The following is an 18,596-nucleotide window of genomic DNA, read 5'->3' on the forward strand; positions in this document are numbered from 1 at the left end:
CGTCTGCGCGCATGTTCGATTGACCTTCCACAAACTTCGCCCTTTTTAAACCAAGCGGACGCAACCGCCACAGGAGCCGATCATGGATGCCATCGCCACCCGCAACGACCTGCAATCCAATGCCAAGAAAGAGTGTATCGATCTTCTCAATGCCCGCCTCGCCGACGCCATCGATCTGGCCCTGATCACCAAGCAGGCGCACTGGAACGTCAAGGGACCGCAATTCATCGCCATCCACGAGATGCTCGACACGTTCCGCGAGGAGATCGACGGCCATGTCGACACCATCGCCGAGCGCGCCGTACAACTCGGCGGGACGGCGCTCGGCACATCGCAAGAGGTGTCGAAGGCGACTATGCTCGAGGCCTATCCGACCGACATCCACAAGACCCGGGATCATCTGGCGGCGCTGATCGACCGCTATGCCGCAACCGCCAAGCGGGCACGCGCGGCGATCGACGAGGCGGCTGGCGCGGGCGATGCCGACACTGCCGACATCTTCACCGCCTATTCACGCTCGCTCGACAAATTGCTGTGGTTCCTTGAGGCGCACACGCAGGAGAAGGAATAGCCAAAACGTCAGCCGGCCATCGCCTTGCGGCGAGGGGTTTTGGACTGAGCGGACGGTGCCGCCGCATGGCCGGCCAACGCCGTCATAATCTCGGCTACGGCGAGTGCGGCGATCACCTGCGGGCGCTTGTCCTTAACGGCATCGCCGCCGATCGGCGAGACGAGGCGGGCAAATTCCGCCTCGCTTCCGTCCGCCGATTTCAGGAACCAGTTCCGGAACGTCGCCTTCTTGGTTCTGGAGCCGATCATGCCGACATAGGCGGCATCCCGGCGTTTCAGAGCCTCGGCAACGATCAGGAAGTCCAGCGCATGGTCATGGGTGAGGACGACGAAGGCCGATCCAGCCGGGGCTTCGCGCACCATCGCCTCAGGCATCGGCGTCAGCTTGGTTTCGACTGCTTCCGGCATGCCTTTGAGCGCCTCGGCTCGCGTCTCGACAACGACGGTATGCACCGGCAGCAAGGCCATCGCCGAGGCCAGCGCTTGGCCGACATGGCCGCCGCCGAGGATGTAGACATGCGGTAGCTGCGCTTCCTCGGCTTCCGCCGCCGCAACCAGCTTGGCTTCAAGCGCGGGGTCGACCAGCTGGATCAGCAGCTCGACCCTGCCGCCGCAGCACTGCCCGATCTCCGGCCCGAGCGCGATGTCGAGGGTATCCCTTCCCCTTGAGGGGAGGGTGGCGGCGAAGCCGCCGGGTGGGGTCGCTGCGGTAGTGCTCGACGCACCGGCGGTGCCTTCTGAGACGACCCCCTCTGGCCGCTCCGCGGCCATCTCCCCCTCAAGGGGGGAGAAAAGCATCTGCCGCGCTTTGTCGATCGCCATGTATTCGAGCTGGCCGCCGCCGATCGTGCCGAAAGTGGCCGATCCTGAGACGAGCATCAAGGCACCCGTCTCGCGCGGCGTCGAACCTTTTGTCCCGGCCACCTCAACTAAGGCGACCCGGGCGGCGCCGGCAAGAAAGGCTTTCAGGCTCCGCACTTTCGCGTTCATCATTCGTGTTCCCTATCGGGAAATATAGAGTTTTTCGGCCAGAATTGCACGTTCCCAGGGATTCAAGCGCCGGTCTTGGCTTCCCGCTTCAGCCGTTCGATCGCCATCAGCACACGCTCCGGCGTGGCCGGCGGGTCGAGGCGTGGGCAGATCTTGTGGCCGGCAACGCTCGCCACTGCGTCCGACAGCGCATGCAGCACCGACATTGCGAGCGGAAAGGGCGGCTCGCCGACCGCCTTGGAGCGGTACACCGTCGGCTCGCCTGCTTGCGCCCAGTCGGCCAAAGTCACATTAAAGATCTTCGGCCGGTCCGACGCGAGCGGGATCTTGTAGGTCGATGGCGCATGGGTGCGCAGCCGCCCCTTGTCGTCCCACCACAGTTCCTCCGTTGTCAGCCAGCCCATGCCCTGGATGAAGCCGCCCTCGATCTGGCCGAGGTCGATGGCGCGGTTCAGCGAGCGGCCGGTTTCGTGCAGGATGTCGGTGCGCTCGACGATATATTCGCCGGTCAGCGTGTCGACAGAGACTTCCGAGCACGCGGCGCCATAGGCGAAATAGTAGAAGGGACGGCCCTCGCCCTTGTCGCGGTCCCAATGGATTTTCGGCGTCTTGTAGAAACCCGCCGCCGAAAGCTGGATGCGCGCCATATAGGCCTGCCTGACGAGATCGGCGAAGGCGATCTCCTGGTTGCCGATGCGCACGCGGTTGGGCAGGAACAGCACCTGGTCGCGCGGCACCTGGTATCTCTCGACGGCAAAATTGGTCAACCGGTCCTTGATCTGGCGGGCGGCATTCTGCGCCGCCATGCCGTTGAGATCGGAGCCGGAAGACGCGGCGGTGGCCGAGGTATTCGGCACCTTGCCGGTCGTCGTCGCGGTGATCTTGACCTGATCGAGGTCGATCTGGAACTCTTCCGCCACAACCTGCGCCACCTTGACATAGAGGCCCTGCCCCATCTCGGTGCCGCCGTGGTTCAGATGCACCGAACCATCGGTATAGACATGCACCAGCGCGCCGGCCTGGTTGTAATGGGTGGCGGTGAACGAGATGCCGAACTTGACCGGCGTCAGCGCCAGTCCGCGCTTGATGAAGCGGCTGTTGGCATTGAAAGCATCGATAGTGCGGCGGCGCCTCGCATAGTTGGAACTCGCCTCCAGCTCGGCGACTATGCGGTGGATGATGTTGTCCTCGACCGTCTGGTGGTAGGGCGTGATGTTGCGGTCTGAGGTGCCGTAGAAATTCTTCTTGCGGATTTCGAGCGGGTCCTTGCCGACGGCAAACGCGACTTCGTCGATGACGCGCTCGGCGCCGACCATGCCTTGCGGGCCGCCGAAGCCGCGAAAGGCGGTGTTGGATACCGTATTGGTGTAGAGCGGCGCCGACTGCGCGTGCACCGCCGGCCAGAAATACGTGTTGTCGCAATGGAACAGCGCGCGGTCGGTGACCGGGCCGGAGAGGTCGGCCGAGAAGCCGCAGCGCGCCGCGAACACGAAATCTACGCCCAGAATATTGCCCTCATCGTCGAAGCCGACCTCGTAGTCGACGAGGAAATCGTGGCGTTTGCCGGTGGCGATCATGTCGTCGTCGCGGTCGGGCCGGATTTTTACGGCCCGATGATGTTTCTTCGCGGCGATAGCGGCCAATGCCGCAAACTGATTGCCTTGCGTTTCCTTACCGCCGAAAGCGCCGCCCATCCGGCGGATTTCCACCGTCACCGCGTGGCTCGGAACACCGAGCGCATGGCTGACCATGTGCTGGATTTCGCTCGGGTGCTGGGTCGAGGAATAGATGGTGACGTCGCGGTCCTCGCCAGGGATGGCCAAGGCGATATGGCCTTCGAGATAGAAATGCTCCTGGCCGCCAATGCGCATTTTTCCCTTCAGCCGGCGCGGCGCCGCATTGATCGCAGCCGCTGCGTCACCGCGCTTCAGCGTCAGCGGCGGCGTGACCAGCTTGTCTTTCCCGGGATTGAGCTCGCCGATATCGGCGACGAACGGCAATTCCTCGTATTCGACCTTGGCCAGCCTTGTCGCGCGGCGCGCCTGCTCGCGGGTTTCAGCGATGACACAGAAGATCGGCTGACCGAAAAATTGCACCTTGCCGTCGGCCAGCACCGGCTCGTCGTGACGGCCGGTCGGCGAAATGTCGTTCTCGCCTGGCACGTCGCTCGCGGTCAGCACATCGACGACGCCGGGTGCGGCGCGTACCGCCGAAAGATCCATGCTGGTGATGGTGGCATGCGTCGCCGTCGAAAGCCCAAGGCAGCCGTGCAGCGTGCCGGCCGGTTCCGGCATGTCGTCGATGTAAACGGCCGTGCCACTGACATGCTTGTGCGCGGAATCATGGCGCTGGTCAGTGGCGACGCCGCCGGCGATTTTTTGCGCCTTCAGGTTTGGCGTGGCGTGCTTGTTCATCATGCCGCCTCGTGCCGTGATACCTGGATCGGCGCCCGGGTGCCGGTGGTTTCGGCAAAGAAGCGCAGCAGCAGGTTGCGTGCCGCCAGCGCCCGGTATTCGGCGCTTGCCCGCATGTCGGTCAGCGGGGTGAAATCGCCGGCGTACGCGGCCATCGCCGCCTCGACCGTCGCTTCCGTCCAGGGCCTGCCCAGCAATGCCTTTTCGACGCCAAAGGCGCGCTTCGGCGTTGCCGCCATGCCGCCATAGGCGATGCGCACATCCGCCACCGTGCCATCCTCGGCGAGCTTCAGGAAAAACGCGCCCAGCGCTGCTGTGATGTCTTCGTCGCGGCGCTTGGTGATCTTGTAGACTGCAAATTTCGTCTCGCCGGCCGGCACCGGGACATGCACGGCCTCGACGAATTCGCCGGGCTGCCGGTCCTGTCGGCCATAAGCGATGAAGAAATCCTCCAGCGGGATCGTCCGCCGCTTGTCGCCGCGGCGCAGCGTCAGGCGGGCACCGAGTGCGATCAGCGGCGGCGGCGTGTCGCCGATCGGCGAACCGTTGGCGATATTGCCGCCGATGGTGCCCATGTTGCGCACCTGATCGCCGCCGATGCGATCGAACAGCGGGCCCAGCGCCGGGATGCGTTTCGCCAGCGTCGAGAAGGCCTCGCTATAGGTGACACCGGCGCCGATCGAGATGACGCCCTTGTCCTCGGAAATCCCGCACAGACCATCGAGATTGCCGATGAAAATCGCCGGCGCAATATCGCGCATGTGCTTGGTCACCCAAAGGCCGACATCGGTCGAACCCGCGACGATGGTGGCGCCCGGCTCCTTGATCAGCACGCTGGCCAGATCGTCGGCATTGGCCGGCACGATCAGCCGCTTGTTGCCGGAGCCGATCTCGATGCGCGAACCGTCCTTCATCGCTTCGAGCTTGGCCGTGACTGCCTTGCGCTCCACCGCCAACGGATCCTTTGCCGCCGTGCCGTAGCTGGAGATGGCACCTGCGGCGCGCATGATCGCCTCGTAGCCGGTGCAGCGGCAGAGATTGCCTTGCAGCGCCTTTTCTATTGCCGCGTCCGACGGCTCCGGCGACCGCATCCACAGCGCATAAAGCGACATGATGAAACCCGGCGTGCAGAAGCCGCATTGCGAGCCGTGAAAATCGACCATCGCCTGCTGCACGGGGTGCAGCTTTCCTGCGCCGCCGCGCAGATGCTCGACGGTCACGACATGCGTGCCGTCCAGCGAGCCAAGGAAGCGGATGCAGGCATTGACGCTTTCATAGACCAGTCTGCCGGCCGAGAGCCTGCCGACCAGCACCGTGCAGGCGCCGCAGTCGCCCTCGGCGCAGCCTTCCTTGGTGCCGCGCAGCGAGCGGTCGAGCCGCAGCCAGTCGAGCAGGGTCTGGTCGGGTGCAACCGTGCCGAGCGCGACGTCCTCGCCATTGAGGATGAAGCGGATTTCGTTGCGTGTCTTGATCCCGGCCATCTCAGCTTCCCCGGTAGGTCGAATAGCCGTACGGCGACAGAAGCAGCGGCACATGATAGTGCATCGGCTCGGCCATACCGAAGCGGATCGGCACATGGTCGAGGAAGGCCGGTTCCGCCAGTTTTGTCCCTTGCCCGCGCAGATAATCGCCGGCCGCAAAGACCAGCTCGTATTGGCCGGTGCGGAATTCCGCGCCGGCAAGCAGTGGAGCATCGCAGCGGCCGTCATCATTGGTGACAACCGTTTTCAGATGCGTCCGGGCCTGCCCGTCAAGATGATAGAGCTCGATCGACAGACCGGCCGCCGGTTTGCCGGCCGCTGTGTCGAGGACATGGGTCGTCAAGCGCCCGCCTTCGGCTTTCGACGTTTCCGCCACTGGCTGCTCCATTCCCTGAACGGTCGAACACTATTCATGAATTGTGCGCCAATTAAAGGCGATGCATAAGTCCCGGTCGAGCGGAGCGCGACAAAAACACTTTCAAAAATTTCGGGGGAATGCGCAGGCACTCCTTTAGACTATCCTGATCACAATTTCCGGCAGGAGCGAGAATGCGTTACGAACGAGACATGCGCGGCTACGGAGCCAATCCGCCGGATCCGAAATGGCCCGGCGGGGCGCATGTCGCGGTGCAGTTCGTCGTCAATTACGAAGAGGGCGGCGAGAATTGCGTCCTGCACGGCGACAAGGCTTCGGAGGCTTTCCTGTCGGAGATCGTCGGCGCCGCGCCCTGGCCCGGCCAGCGCCACTGGAACATGGAATCGATCTACGAATACGGTGCCCGAGCCGGCTTCTGGCGATTGCTGCGCCTGTTCAGCGAGGCACAGGTGCCGATCACCTGCTATGGCGTTGCCACGGCCCTGGCGCGTTCGCCCGACCAGGTTGCGGCGATGCAGGAGGCCGGCTGGGAGATCGCTTCGCACGGGCTGAAATGGATCGACTACCGCGACCATACCCCGGAAGACGAGCGCCGCGACATGGAGGCGGCGATCCGGCTGCATTATGAGGTCACAGGGGCGCGGCCGACCGGCTGGTACACCGGCCGCACCTCGATCAACACGGTGCGGCTGGCGGCGGAAGAGGGCGGCTTCGACTATGTGTCGGACACATATGACGACGAACTGCCCTACTGGCTCGAGCATGTGACACCGGCCGGGTCGGCGAAGCCGCAGTTGGTCATCCCCTACACGCTCGACGCCAACGACATGCGCTTTGCCACGCCGCAGGGCTTCAATTCGGGCGACCAGTTCTTTGCCTATCTCAGGGATAGTTTCGATACGCTCTATGCCGAGGGCAAGGCAGGGCGGCCGCGCATGATGAATATCGGCCTGCATTGCCGTCTGGTTGGGCGGCCGGGCCGGGTCGCGGCACTGAAGCGCTTCATCGACTACGTCAAATCGCACGACAAGGTCTGGCTGGCACGGCGCATCGACATTGCAAAACATTGGCAGGAGACGCATCCGTTCCGGTTGCCGGCGCTGCGCCCGTCGAAAATGGAATTCGAGGCCTTCGTCCACACATTCGGCGGCGTGTTCGAGCATTCGCCGTGGGTTGCCGAGCGCGCTTATGGGCTGGAGCTCGGCCCGGCCCATGACAGTGCCGGCGGCCTGCACAATGCGCTCTGCCGCGTGTTTCGCGCAGCAAGCGAGGCCGAGCGGCTTTCCGTGCTCAATGCCCACCCCGATCTTGCCGGAAAACTGGCGCAGGCCAGAAGGTTGACGGACGAATCGGCCAAGGAGCAAGCTTCGGCAGGGCTCGACGCGCTGACCGAGAAGGAGCGCGAGCTGTTCGCAAAACTCAATGCCGCCTACGTCACCAGTTTCGGTTTCCCCTTCATCATCGCGGTGAAAGGCAGGACCAAGGCGGAGATCCTGGCCGAGTTCGAAGCGCGTATCGGCAACAGCCACGACGTCGAATTCGAAACCGCCTGCAGACAGGTCGAGCGCATCGCGCTGCTTCGTCTCAAGGACATGCTTCCGCAATAGGCCTTGGCTGCCGCGATAGGCCCTGGCTCCGCAACAGGCTGGAATTTATGGATATGATGAAAATGGCCGAGCGAACCTATTATGCGCCGCAAGGCGGACATCCCGGCCAGAGTGAATTGCTGACCGGCCGCGCTGTGTTCACACAGGCCTATGCCGTGATCCCCAAAGGCGTGATGCAGGACATCGTCACCAGCGCTTTGCCGTTCTGGGATGGGACACGCGTCTGGGTGCTGTCGCGGCCGCTGTCGGGCTTTGCCGAGACGTTTTCGCAATACATCGTCGAGCTCGCGCCCGGCGGCGGCAGCAACCGCCCTGAGCTTGACGCCGCCGCCGAAGGTGCGCTGTTCGTGGTCGAAGGCGAGCTATGCGTTTCGCTTGCCGGCAAGAAACATAGCTTAAGGCCGGGCGGCTTTGCCTTCCTGCCGCCGGCGAGCGAGTGGACGGTGCGCAATGAGAGCGGCGCCGCCGTCCGCTTCCACTGGATCCGCAAGACTTATGACGCAGTCGACGGCATCGACCAGCCGCAAGCGTTCTTCGCCAACGAACAGGACATCGCGCCGACGCCGATGCCGGGTACCGAAGGCCGATGGGCGACGACGCGCTTCGTCGATCCGGCCGACATGCGCCACGACATGCATGTCACCATCGTCACGCTCGAGCCTGGTGCGGTCATTCCCTTCGCCGAGACGCATGTCATGGAGCACGGGCTCTATGTGCTGGAGGGCAAGGCGGTCTACCGTCTCAACCAGGACTGGGTCGAAGTCGAAGCCGGCGACTATATGTGGCTGCGCGCCTTCTGCCCGCAGGCTTGTTATGCCGGCGGGCCAGGCAAATTCCGCTATCTCCTCTATAAGGACGTCAACCGCCACGCCAAGCTTGGCAGCGCCGGCGTCGCGAGACCTTCACCATGACACGCATCGTCGCGCGGCCGCTGACCCGCGAGAATTTCGCCGAATTCGGCGACGTCATCGATATGGGCGGCGACAATCACTATCCGATCAATGGCGGCAAGGCCGAGCGCTATCACGACCTCGCCACCGCCGAAGCACGAGGACCGAATGCGCACGTGCTGATCTCCATGGTGCGTGGCACGCCCTATGAGCTGCCGTTGAAGCTGACCATGGTGGAGCGCCATCCGTTCGGCAGCCAGGCCTTCATCCCGCTGTCACCACGGCCGTTCCTGGTCGTCGTCTGCCATGATGGCGAGGAAGGACCTGGCGAGCCGCACGCCTTCATCACGGCGCCCGGGCAAGGCGTCAACTACCCACGCAATCTGTGGCACGGCGTGCTGACGCCGATCGGCGATGTCCAGGATTTTGTGGTCGTCGACCGCGGCGGCGACGGTTCCAATCTCGAAGAGTGCCATTTCTCGCACACCTATGAGATCGATCTTCCCGATGGGAGCCGGTGATGACCGACATTTCGCTAATCGATCGCCTGCTCGATGTCATAGAGCATGAGATCGTACCGAAGACCGTCGAAGGCGTCGCGCACGGAAACAAACTGTTCGGCGCGGCGATCCTGCGCAAGGACGACCGTTCGCTGGTGCTTGCCGAAACCAACAACGAGATTGAAAATCCGCTCTGGCACGGCGAGATGCACTGCCTGAAGCGCTTCTACGAAATGCCTAAGGCCGAACGCGTCGATACCAAGGACGCGATCTTTCTTGCCACGCACGAACCCTGTTCGCTCTGCCTGTCGGCGATCACCTGGACCGGCTTCGACAATTTCTACTATCTTTTCAGCCATGAGGATTCGCGCGACAGCTTCGACATCCCGCACGATCTGAAGATCCTGAAGGAGGTCTTCACCCTCGATCCCGGCGGCTACAATGCCGAGAATGCCTACTGGAGGAGCTTTTCGATCCGCAAATTGGTGCGATCGCTGCCTGAGACCGAACGCGAGCGGCTGGAAGCGCGGATCGGCACAATATCAGCGCGCTATGACGAATTGTCCGCCGCCTATCAGGCCGGCAAAGACGAAAACGACATTCCGCTGAATTGAATGCCGCAAAGTTCAATGGCTTGAATTACCACCTTTATGGTGGCATATTGCGTTATGGAGAAACGCAGACCCACTTACGATCTTGATGCAATCAAGGCCGAGATGGGTTCTGTCGACACGCTGGCAATCACGACGTCCGCCCTGCGGGATGCCATTGGGCTGGGCTTTGATCGCGCCGGTATTGTCGAGGTGATCGGCGGCATCACGCGGAAGATGTTTGCAAAGTCGATGACGACGTTCGCCGACCATCGTGTCTGGCAAGATGTCTATTACGTGCCAGCACGCGACCTGGTTCTCTACGTGAAATTTCAGGCGGACGTCGTGACCGAATTCACAGTCATGTCGTTCAAGGAAAAGTGACTATGGCGATGAAAGAAAATCATGAAACGAACAGCATGACCTCCCCCGAAACAGGAGAAACGCTGACGCGTGGGGTGCGTCAGTTCACTGTGACTTACAAGGGCGAGAGCATGATCGTCGACCTTCCGGGTTATTATCCCTCTTCGGGAAGTGAGGGCGTGCATGTCGGAGACGACATGACCGTCGTCGATGCAGCACTCCGCATCCTCAAAGAAAAGATCGACGGCGTTCCGGCACCGGCCACCATCCGTCGCGTGCGCACAAAGCTCAAACTGTCGCAGCGCGAGGCAGGATCCTTATTCAAGGTCGGCGAGAACGCTTTCGACAAATACGAACGGGGTCTGATCGAGCCGAGTGGCCCAACCATTCAGCTGATGACGCTGTTGGAAAGACACCCGGAGTTGGTGCACGAGTTGCGGTAACTGCGTGGCACCGGGACAGGTCGCATAATTTGCTGCTCCAGTCGCGAATAGCGATTGAAAGTCGTCTCGCTGCGGGGCGTTATGCCCCGCATGAAAACCGTCACTGAATTCCCGCGCAAGGTCGTTGAATTTCCCGACATGGGGATCATCATGCCGGACGGCTGCCGGCTGTCGGCGCGGGTGTGGATGCCGGCCGATGCTGCCGACGATCCAGTGCCGGCAATCCTCGAACACCTGCCCTATCGCAAACGCGACGGCACGATCTATCGCGATCAGCTGACGCATCCCTATTTCGCAGGCCATGGCTACGCCTCGATCCGCGTCGACATGCGCGGCAATGGCGATTCCGAAGGGCTGATGGACGACGAATATTCCGAGCAAGAGCTGCAGGACGCCTGCGACGTCATAGCCTGGGCTGCGGCCCAACCCTGGTGCAACGGCAATGTCGGCATGATGGGCATTTCGTGGGGCGGCTTCAACTGCCTGCAGGTGGCAGCCAAGCAGCCGGCGGCGCTGAAAGCAGTCATCAGTCTCTGTTCGACGGTCGACCGCTATGCCGACGACATCCATTACAAGGGCGGCTGCCTGCTGATCGAGAATTTCGGCTGGGCCTCGACCATGCTGTCCTATTCGTCAAGGCCGCCGGATCCGTTGCTGGCCGGCGACAACAGATGGCGCGACCTGTGGCTGACCAGGCTGGAGAACCAGCCCTTTCTGGCACCGCTGTGGCTGACGCACCAATATCGCGATGCCTATTGGAAGCGCGGCTCGATCTGCGAGGACTATTCCGCCATCCATGCCGCGGTGCTGTCGATCGGCGGCTGGCATGACGGCTATCGCAATACGATTTCCCATCTCGCCGCCAATATCGAGGCGCCGGTCAAGGGGATCGTCGGCCCGTGGATCCACAAATACCCGCATTACGCCGCGCCCGAACCGCGCATCGGCTTCCTGCAGGAGGCCTTGCGCTGGTGGGACCGCTGGCTGAAGGACATCGACACCGGCGTCGAGGCCGACCCCGCCTACCGCGCCTATGTCATGGACAGCGTGCGCCCGGCGCGCTGGCATCCGGAGCGACCCGGCCGCTGGGTCGCTGAATCGGAATGGCCGTCACCCAACATCCGGACGCAAGAGGTTGAGCTTATCGCTGAAGGCAACCAGGCTATCGTCGCTTCGCCGCAAAGCTGCGGCCTCGCCGGTGGCGAATATTTCCCCTTCACCTTCGGCCCGGAACTGCCGGGTGACCAGCGCCCCGACGACGCGCTGTCGGTGTGTTTCGACCAGCCGGTGCTGACCGAAGCGATCGACATCGTCGGTGCTCCCGAAGTTTTGGTCAGAGTCTCGGCGGATCGGCGCCAGGCGAACATCGCGGTTCGGCTGTGCGACGTCCACCCGGACGGAGCGTCGGAGCTGATCTCGTACGGCGTGCTTAACCTGACGCATCGCAACTCGCACGAATTTCCCGAAGCGCTGGTGCCCGGCGAAACCGTCAGCGCCCGGGTGGTGCTCGACCAATGCGCCTATCGCGCGCCGGCCGGCCACCGCTTGCGCGTTGCCATCTCCAACAGCTATTGGCCGATGATCTGGCCGTCGCCGGAGCCGGTCCGGCTGGAATTGTCGGCCGCGACATTGATGCTGCCGCTGCGCCCGCCGGCGACAGGCGATGAGGTCACCTTCCCCGCCTCCGAAGGCGCGACGCCCTGGGCAACAGAGACACTTCGGCCCGCCAATTCCGAACGTCATGTCGATAGCGACGAAAAGACCGGACTGATCACGCTTTTCATCGTCGACGATTTCGGCGAAGTGCGCGACCTGGAGCATGGCCTCGCCCACGGGAGCATCGCCAGAGAGACATGGGCGATCCATCCCGACAATCCGTTGTCAGCGTCGGGCAAGACGCATTGGACCCAGACGCTGTCGCGAAATGAATGGTCGGTGCGCACCGAAACGTTCGCCGAAATGCGCTCCGACGCGCAAAGCTTCATGGTTAGCGCCAGAATTGAAGCCTATGAAGGCGAGAAACTGGTCTTCGAGCGCAACTTCAAGGAGAAAATCCCGCGCGTACTGCTTTGAGCGCTTATAGCGATTGGTCCAATTGCGACGCACGATTTACGCCACGGCATGTCGCATTCGGTCTTGCTTACCGCTTTCCCTTACGGTCATTATTCTCCCGATCGAAATGAGAAAAAACGACCATAAGGTCGGACCAACAGAGTGAGGAACTTAACATGTCGAACGAACTGGAATATCTGAGCCGGCGCGTTGCGTCCGGCAAGCTGAGCCGTCGCGATTTTCTCGGCCGGGCAGCAGCGCTCGGCGTCACCGCAACCTTCGCCAATTCGCTGCTATCCAGCGCTTCCCGCGCGGCGGGTCCGGTCAAGGGCGGCACGCTCAAGGCCGGTCTGGTCGGTGGCGAGTCCACCAACAGTCTCGATCCGGCGCTGTTCATGACGCAGGTGCCGTTCGCCTTCGGCAAGATGTGGGGCGAACTGATCGTCGAGCTGTCTCCCGAAGGCAAGCTCGAGAACCGCATTGCCGAGGAGATCGGCTCGTCGGACGACGCCAAGACCTGGACGCTGAAGATCCGCGACGGCGTCGAGTTCCACAACGGCAAGAAGGTGACTGCAGAGGACGTGGCCGCCACCCTCGAACGCCATTCGGACGAGAAGTCGAAGTCCGGCGCGCTCGGTTATATGAAAGGCATCGAGAGCATAAAGGCCAGCGGCAAGGAAGTGGTGCTGACGCTGAAGGAGCCGAATGCCGATCTTCCCTATCTGCTTAGCGATTATCACCTGATCATCCAGCCGAACGGCGGCAAGGACAAGGCCGATGCCGGTATCTCGGCGGGTCCTTACAAGGTCACTACCAACGAGCCCGGCGTGCGCCATGGCGGCGAGCGCTTCGCCAATTACTGGCAGGGCGACAAGATGGGCCATGCCGACCAGATCGAGATCATCGTCATCAACGACGCCACGGCGCGTACGGCGGCGCTGCAGGGCGGCCAGGTCCACATGATCAACCGCGTCGAGCCGAAGATCGTCGATCTGATCAAGCGCGTGCCCGGCGTCACCATCCGCAACCATTCGGGACCCGGCCACTACGTTTTCATCATGCACTGCGACACCGCGCCGTTCGACAACAACGACTTGCGCATGGCGTTGAAGCTGGCGATCGACCGCGAGGAGATGCTGAACAAGGTGCTGCGCGGCTATGGCTCGCTCGGCAACGACTTCCCGATCAATGCATCGTACCCGCTATTCACCGAGATCGAGCAGCGCAAATACGATCCCGACAAGGCCAAGTTCCACTACAAGAAATCGGGTCATGACGGTGCCGTCCTGCTCCGGACGTCGGACGTCGCCTTCCCCGGTGCCGTCGACGCCGCACAGCTGTTCCAGCAAAGCGCGGCCAAGGCCGGCATCAAGCTGGAGATCAAGCGCGAACCGGGCGACGGCTACTGGTCGGAAGTCTGGAACAAGCAGCCGTTCTGCGCCTCCTACTGGGGCGGCCGGTCGACGCAGGACCAGATGTACTCTACCGCCTATCTGTCGACGGCCGACTGGAACGACACACGTTTCAAGCGTCCGGATTTCGACAAGATGGTGCTGGCGGCCCGCGCCGAGCTCGACGAGGCCAAGCGCAAGGCAATGTACCACGACATGGCTGTGATGGTGCGCGACGAGGGCGGCCTGATCCTGCCGATGTTCAATCAGTTCATCGACGCGACGGGCGCCAAGGTTGCCGGCTGGGTGGATGATCCGCATCAGGAGTTGATGAACGGATATGCTCTGGCGAAGTGCTGGCTCGAAGCCTGAGCCCGGCCTTGCGGATATGTCCTCACCCATCGTGAAACTGGTGGCCCAGCGCATTGCGCTGGGCATCATCCTTCTATTGGCCGTTTCGGTCCTGATCTTCGCCGGCACCCAGATCCTGCCCGGCGACGTCGCGCAAGCCATTCTCGGGCAGTCGGCGACACCGGAGTCGCTCGCCAATCTGCGCGAGCAGCTCGGCCTCAATGATCCCGCTTACATCCGTTATTTTCGCTGGCTCGGCGGCATCCTGACCGGTGATCTCGGCACGGCTATGTCGAGCGGTCAGGATATCGCAACCTCGATCAAGGGAAGGCTGTGGAACACGCTGTTCCTCGCCTTCTGGGCGGCTATCGTCGCGGTGCCGCTGGCGATCATCCTCGGGTTGATCGCGGTGCGCTACCGCAATGGTTGGGTCGACAAGCTGATCTCGGGACTGGCGCTGGCCTCGACGTCCTTCCCGGAATTCTTCGTCGGCTATGTGCTCGTCTTTTTCTTCGCCGTGCAACATCAATGGTTTCCCGCCATTTCCACCGTCTATGAGGGGATGCCGTTCGGCGAACGCATCCAGGCCATAGCACTGCCGGCGGCGGCGCTGACCCTGGTGGTGCTCGCCCATATGATGCGCATGACGCGCGCCGCGATCCTCAACGTCATGCAGTCGGCCTATGTCGAGACCGCGGAGCTCAAGGGGCTTTCGGCCTTCGCGGTTATTCGCAGGCATGCCTTCCCCAATGCGATTGCGCCGATCATCAACGTCGTCATGCTCAACCTCGCCTATCTGATCGTCGGCGTCGTCGTCGTCGAAGTGATCTTCGTCTATCCGGGTATGGGCCAATACTTGGTCGACCACGTCACCAAGCGTGACGTGCCGGTGGTGCAGGCGGTCGGGCTGATCTTCGCCGCCGTCTACATCAGCCTGAACATAATCGCGGACATTGCGGCAATCGTCGCCAATCCGCGCCTCAGACATCCGAAATGAGGGGGTCGGGTATGCTCGTCATCAAACGCATCCCCATCCCGGCGCTGGTCGGACTGGTGTTGACGGCGCTGTTCGTGCTGGCGGCGATCTTTGCGCCGTGGATCGCGCCGCACGGCAATGCCGAGATCGTCAGCGACGTCCCTTGGGAGCCAATGTCGGCTGCGCATTGGCTGGGCACCGACAATCTCGGTCGCGATCTGTTGTCGCGCATGATCTATGGCGCCCGCATCACCCTTTTCATCGCGGTGCTGGCGACCGCGCTGTCGTTCTCGCTCGGCGCCATCCTCGGCTTCTCGGCGGCGGTTTTCGGCGGCTGGTTCGACACGCTTCTGTCGCGTCTCGTCGATCTCCTGATGTCGATCCCGACACTGATCATGGCGCTTGTGGTGCTGTCGGTGCTGCCATCCAATCTGGTGACGCTGATCCTGGTCATGGGCGTTCTCGACTCGACCCGCGTCTACCGCCTGTCGAGAGCGGTCGCCGTTGACATCAACGTCATGGATTACGTCGAGGCGGCCAAATTGCGCGGCGAAGGCAGCGGCTGGATCATCTTCCGCGAAATCCTGCCCAATGCGCTGTCGCCGCTGGTTTCGGAACTCGGCCTGCGCTTCATCTATGCCGTGCTGTTCCTGTCGACGCTGTCCTTCCTCGGTCTTGGCGTGCAGCCGCCGGACGCCGATTGGGGCGGCATGGTCAAGGAAAACAAGGATGGCATCGTCTTCGGCATAGGCGCCGCCCTCATTCCGGCGGCGGCGATCGCAGCGCTGGCAATTTCCGTCAATCTCGTCGCCGACTGGGTGCTCAACCGCACGACAAGCCTGAAGGGAGGACGCGGGTAATGGCCGACAAGCAACCGAAGCCCGGGCAACCGAAGCCCGGGCAACCGAAGTCCGGCGTGCTGCTCGACATCCGCAATCTGCGCATCGAGGCCACGGTATATCCGCCGGGCGAGGCGCCGAAGAACATCGTGCTGGTGCACGATGTCTCGCTGACGCTCGAAAAGGGCAAGGTGCTCGGATTGATCGGCGAGTCCGGCGCCGGCAAATCGACCATCGGCCTGTCGTCGATGGGTTACGGCCGCGGCGGCGTGCGCATCACCGGCGGCGAGGTCATCCTCAATGGCCGCGACATCCTGAAGGGCGGCAACGAAGGGTTCCGCAAATTGCGCGGCCGCGAGGTCTGCTATGTCGCGCAATCGGCGGCAGCGGCCTTCAATCCGGCGCACAGGCTGATGGACCAGGTGGTCGAGGCAGCACTCCTGCACGGTACGGCGACGCGGGCCGAAGCCGAAAAGCGCGCCGTGGCGCTGTTCAAGAAGCTCAGCCTGCCGAACCCCGAAAGCATCGGCGAGCGCTTCCCCCACCAGGTGTCGGGCGGTCAGCTGCAGCGCGTGATGACGGCAATGGCGCTGTGCTCGGAACCCGACCTGATCGTCTTCGACGAGCCGACCACGGCGCTCGACGTGACGACGCAGATCGACGTGTTAGCGGCGATCAAGGATGCCATCCGCGACACGCATGTGGCGGCACTCTACATCACCCATGACCTTGCCGTCGTCGCCCAGGTCTCGGACGAGATCATGGTGCTGCGCCACGGCCGGCTGGTCGAATGGGGCGGCACGCGCCAGATCATCAAGGAGCCGCGCCAGGAATACACCAACGCGCTGGTTTCGGTGCATGAGATCGAACATCAGGAGCAGAAGCCCGGCCCGAGCCCGTTCCTGTCGGTCAAGAACATCACCGCCACCTATGGCCGCAGCCACATCAAGGTGCTGAAGAACGTCTCGGTCGACATTTTCCCGGGCCAGACGCTGGCGGTGGTCGGCGAGTCCGGCTCCGGCAAATCGACGCTGGCGCGCGCCATCACCGGCCTCCTGCCGCCCGAACAAGGCACCGTCACCTTCGACGGACGGCCACTCGCCAACCGGCTTGCCGACCGGCCGAAGGAGGATCTGCGCCAGCTGCAGATGATCTACCAGATGGCCGATGTAGCGATGAATCCGCGCCAGACGGTCGGCACCATCATCGGCCGGCCGCTGGAATTCTATTTTGGGATGCGCGGGCGCGAGCGCGACAAACGGGTCGCCGAACTGCTCGACAAGATCGAAATGGGTAAAGGCTATGTCGACCGCTATCCGGCCGAGCTTTCGGGCGGCCAGAAGCAGCGCGTCTGCATCGCTCGTTCGCTCGCCGCCAAGCCGAAGCTCATCATCTGCGACGAGGTGACATCGGCGCTCGACCCGTTGGTGGCCCACGGCATACTGGAGCTGTTGCTCGAGCTGCAGAAAGAGGAAAACGTCGCTTATCTGTTCATCACTCATGATCTCGCAACAGTGAAGTCGATCGCCGATTCGATCGCGGTGATGTATCGCGGCGAGGTGGTGCGCTACGGCCCCAAGAGCAAGGTTCTGACGCCGCCGTTCGACGCCTACACAGACCTTTTGCTGTCGTCGGTGCCCGAAATGGAGATTGGCTGGTTAGAGAAAGCGATCAAGGGACGGCGCATGGCCAGCGCGGGGAACTAGCCGGCTGCCCCTTGTGCCCGACGATCCTGTCCGGGCGTGGATTGAACGGCAGGCCCGCCCTGACTTTTCCGATCAAGCCGCATGGAGGCGCCCTTGGCGCTCAACACAAAACTTCTGCTCATCATCCTAGACGGCGTGCCTTACCGGAACTGGCGACGGCTGATGGGCAATCTCGAAGGCTGGGTGCAATCCGGCGACGCGCGCGTGTGGAAGATGCGCTCCGTGCTGCCGTCGACCTCGGCATCCTGCTATGCCTCGATCCACACCGGCGTGCCGCCTCAAGTGCACGGCATCCTGTCCAACGAGAACCGGTTTCGCGTCGAACAGCCGGACATTTTTTCCGAAGTCAGTAGGGCCGGCGGCAAGACGGGTGCGGTCACCCATTCCTACTGGTCCGAGTTCTTCCGAGCCTATCCGTTCGACCTGGTTGAGGACATAGAGTTCGACCAGCCGGGCAGGCCGATCAGCCATGGCCGGTTCCACACCATGACCGGCTACAACGCCAGCAACCAGATGACGCCGAGCGACGTCGACCTGTTCGCGACGTTGACCCTGCTGACCAGGCGCTACGGCATCGACTACGGCATCCTGCACAGCTGCACGCTGGACTCGATGGGCCACCGGTTCGGCCATGACTGCCGCGAGATGGATCATGCCGTCTATGCAATAGACGCCATGCTCGCCGGCTTCCTGCCGCGCTGGCGGGAGGCCGGCTACGAGGTGATCGTCACAGCCGATCATGGCCAGACCGATCGCGGCCATCACGGTGGCCACGACGAAGAGATGCAGGATTTCGCACTTTATTACTTCGGATCCGGCGAAGGCCCGGAGGCCAATACGCTGCTCGATCAGCTGCAACTCGCGCCGACAGTGCTTGCGCGCCTCGGCGTGCCGGCGCCGGCGACGATGAAGGCAAAGCCGTTCCTGAGTTGAGCGCGCGCCCTCTTCTCCCTCTGGCGACGCTCCCGCTCTTCAGTTAGCCTCCGCAAATATACGGGCGGCTGCGGTGAACCTTTTTGGGCCGATCAGCGACAGAGCAGGCAGGAGCCAGGCGGCT

The 18,596-nt window shown here is 62.7% G+C and carries 17 protein-coding genes; 13 read left to right on the forward strand and 4 right to left on the reverse strand.

The window, feature by feature from the left end:
* Positions 1 to 82: 82 nt before the first annotated feature.
* Positions 83 to 571 carry a DNA starvation/stationary phase protection protein Dps gene (dps, locus tag NKH80_RS26925; protein ID WP_023676226.1) on the forward strand — a complete coding sequence of 163 codons (489 nt, stop codon included), beginning with the start codon at positions 83 to 85 and terminating at the stop codon, positions 569 to 571.
* Between the two features lie 8 nt (positions 572 to 579).
* Here dps and xdhC read toward each other — a convergent pair whose 3' ends face one another.
* The 4 genes from xdhC to uraH form a co-directional block, all read right to left on the reverse strand.
* Positions 580 to 1,560, reverse strand: coding sequence for a xanthine dehydrogenase accessory protein XdhC (gene xdhC / locus NKH80_RS26930; RefSeq protein ID WP_352994740.1), 981 nt, complete (start codon positions 1,558 to 1,560; stop codon positions 580 to 582).
* 62 nt (positions 1,561 to 1,622) lie between these two features.
* Positions 1,623 to 3,974 carry a xanthine dehydrogenase molybdopterin binding subunit gene (gene xdhB / locus NKH80_RS26935; RefSeq protein ID WP_352994743.1) on the reverse strand — a complete coding sequence of 784 codons (2,352 nt, stop codon included), beginning with the start codon at positions 3,972 to 3,974 and terminating at the stop codon, positions 1,623 to 1,625.
* Positions 3,974 to 5,455, reverse strand: coding sequence for a xanthine dehydrogenase small subunit (gene xdhA, locus NKH80_RS26940; RefSeq protein WP_352994697.1), 1,482 nt, complete (start codon positions 5,453 to 5,455; stop codon positions 3,974 to 3,976). The genes xdhB and xdhA overlap by 1 nt, the downstream gene beginning before the upstream one ends.
* Position 5,456: 1 nt before the next feature.
* The gene (uraH, locus tag NKH80_RS26945) at positions 5,457 to 5,831 is read right to left on the reverse strand and encodes a hydroxyisourate hydrolase (protein ID WP_352505907.1); all 375 of its coding nucleotides are present in this window, start codon (positions 5,829 to 5,831) and stop codon (positions 5,457 to 5,459) included.
* A 173-nt stretch (positions 5,832 to 6,004) separates the two neighbouring features.
* Between uraH and puuE the strand changes: the two genes are divergently transcribed.
* From puuE to NKH80_RS27005, 12 genes are all read left to right on the forward strand, one after another.
* Positions 6,005 to 7,438 carry an allantoinase PuuE gene (gene puuE / locus NKH80_RS26950; RefSeq protein WP_352994700.1) on the forward strand — a complete coding sequence of 478 codons (1,434 nt, stop codon included), beginning with the start codon at positions 6,005 to 6,007 and terminating at the stop codon, positions 7,436 to 7,438.
* A gap of 62 nt (positions 7,439 to 7,500) precedes the next feature.
* A complete protein-coding gene (locus NKH80_RS26955; protein WP_502901000.1) occupies positions 7,501 to 8,349 on the forward strand; it encodes a bifunctional allantoicase/(S)-ureidoglycine aminohydrolase in 849 nt (282 codons plus the stop codon).
* Entirely contained in the window at positions 8,346 to 8,849 is a 504-nt protein-coding gene (locus NKH80_RS26960) for an ureidoglycolate lyase (protein WP_352994706.1), read from the forward strand. Before NKH80_RS26955 ends, NKH80_RS26960 begins: the two co-directional genes overlap by 4 nt.
* Positions 8,849 to 9,442 (forward strand): nucleoside deaminase, encoded by a 594-nt coding sequence (locus tag NKH80_RS26965; RefSeq protein WP_352994709.1) that lies wholly within the window; start codon positions 8,849 to 8,851, stop codon positions 9,440 to 9,442. Before NKH80_RS26960 ends, NKH80_RS26965 begins: the two co-directional genes overlap by 1 nt.
* Positions 9,443 to 9,496: 54 nt before the next feature.
* The gene (locus NKH80_RS26970; RefSeq protein ID WP_352994712.1) at positions 9,497 to 9,802 is read left to right on the forward strand and encodes a type II toxin-antitoxin system MqsR family toxin; all 306 of its coding nucleotides are present in this window, start codon (positions 9,497 to 9,499) and stop codon (positions 9,800 to 9,802) included.
* 2 nt (positions 9,803 to 9,804) lie between these two features.
* On the forward strand, positions 9,805 to 10,224 hold the full coding sequence (locus NKH80_RS26975; RefSeq protein WP_352994715.1) for a type II toxin-antitoxin system MqsA family antitoxin: 420 nt from the start codon (positions 9,805 to 9,807) through the stop codon (positions 10,222 to 10,224).
* Between the two features lie 90 nt (positions 10,225 to 10,314).
* Entirely contained in the window at positions 10,315 to 12,297 is a 1,983-nt protein-coding gene (locus NKH80_RS26980) for a CocE/NonD family hydrolase (protein WP_352994718.1), read from the forward strand.
* Positions 12,298 to 12,452: 155 nt separating this feature from the next.
* Complete coding sequence (locus NKH80_RS26985; protein ID WP_254816007.1) at positions 12,453 to 14,039, forward strand: ABC transporter substrate-binding protein; 1,587 nt, start codon at positions 12,453 to 12,455, stop codon at positions 14,037 to 14,039.
* Between the two features lie 16 nt (positions 14,040 to 14,055).
* On the forward strand, positions 14,056 to 15,015 hold the full coding sequence (locus NKH80_RS26990; RefSeq protein WP_352505913.1) for an ABC transporter permease: 960 nt from the start codon (positions 14,056 to 14,058) through the stop codon (positions 15,013 to 15,015).
* Positions 15,016 to 15,026: 11 nt separating this feature from the next.
* Positions 15,027 to 15,854, forward strand: coding sequence for an ABC transporter permease (locus NKH80_RS26995; protein WP_254816006.1), 828 nt, complete (start codon positions 15,027 to 15,029; stop codon positions 15,852 to 15,854).
* Positions 15,854 to 17,539: an ABC transporter ATP-binding protein gene (locus tag NKH80_RS27000; protein WP_352505914.1), complete on the forward strand. Its 1,686-nt coding sequence runs from the start codon at positions 15,854 to 15,856 to the stop codon at positions 17,537 to 17,539. Before NKH80_RS26995 ends, NKH80_RS27000 begins: the two co-directional genes overlap by 1 nt.
* Before the next feature lie 93 nt (positions 17,540 to 17,632).
* Positions 17,633 to 18,472: an alkaline phosphatase family protein gene (locus NKH80_RS27005; RefSeq protein ID WP_352994722.1), complete on the forward strand. Its 840-nt coding sequence runs from the start codon at positions 17,633 to 17,635 to the stop codon at positions 18,470 to 18,472.
* The last annotated feature ends 124 nt before the right edge of the window (positions 18,473 to 18,596 follow it).

This window comes from Mesorhizobium sp. M0904 (assembly GCF_040319475.1).
Classification (GTDB): domain Bacteria; phylum Pseudomonadota; class Alphaproteobacteria; order Rhizobiales; family Rhizobiaceae; genus Mesorhizobium.

Excerpts from the sequence above, each read along its gene's own strand:
- dps (WP_023676226.1), top strand. The coding sequence starts at position 83 with ATGGATGCCATCGCCACCCGCAACGACCTGCAATCCAATGCCAAGAAA.
- xdhC (WP_352994740.1), bottom strand. The coding sequence starts at position 1,560 with ATGAACGCGAAAGTGCGGAGCCTGAAAGCCTTTCTTGCCGGCGCCGCC.
- xdhB (WP_352994743.1), bottom strand. The coding sequence starts at position 3,974 with ATGAACAAGCACGCCACGCCAAACCTGAAGGCGCAAAAAATCGCCGGC.
- xdhA (WP_352994697.1), bottom strand. The coding sequence starts at position 5,455 with ATGGCCGGGATCAAGACACGCAACGAAATCCGCTTCATCCTCAATGGC.
- puuE (WP_352994700.1), top strand. The coding sequence starts at position 6,005 with ATGCGTTACGAACGAGACATGCGCGGCTACGGAGCCAATCCGCCGGAT.
- NKH80_RS26955 (WP_502901000.1), top strand. The coding sequence starts at position 7,501 with ATGGCCGAGCGAACCTATTATGCGCCGCAAGGCGGACATCCCGGCCAG.
- NKH80_RS26960 (WP_352994706.1), top strand. The coding sequence starts at position 8,346 with ATGACACGCATCGTCGCGCGGCCGCTGACCCGCGAGAATTTCGCCGAA.
- NKH80_RS26965 (WP_352994709.1), top strand. The coding sequence starts at position 8,849 with ATGACCGACATTTCGCTAATCGATCGCCTGCTCGATGTCATAGAGCAT.
- NKH80_RS26970 (WP_352994712.1), top strand. The coding sequence starts at position 9,497 with ATGGAGAAACGCAGACCCACTTACGATCTTGATGCAATCAAGGCCGAG.
- NKH80_RS26975 (WP_352994715.1), top strand. The coding sequence starts at position 9,805 with ATGGCGATGAAAGAAAATCATGAAACGAACAGCATGACCTCCCCCGAA.
- NKH80_RS26980 (WP_352994718.1), top strand. The coding sequence starts at position 10,315 with ATGAAAACCGTCACTGAATTCCCGCGCAAGGTCGTTGAATTTCCCGAC.
- NKH80_RS26985 (WP_254816007.1), top strand. The coding sequence starts at position 12,453 with ATGTCGAACGAACTGGAATATCTGAGCCGGCGCGTTGCGTCCGGCAAG.
- NKH80_RS26990 (WP_352505913.1), top strand. The coding sequence starts at position 14,056 with ATGTCCTCACCCATCGTGAAACTGGTGGCCCAGCGCATTGCGCTGGGC.
- NKH80_RS26995 (WP_254816006.1), top strand. The coding sequence starts at position 15,027 with ATGCTCGTCATCAAACGCATCCCCATCCCGGCGCTGGTCGGACTGGTG.
- NKH80_RS27000 (WP_352505914.1), top strand. The coding sequence starts at position 15,854 with ATGGCCGACAAGCAACCGAAGCCCGGGCAACCGAAGCCCGGGCAACCG.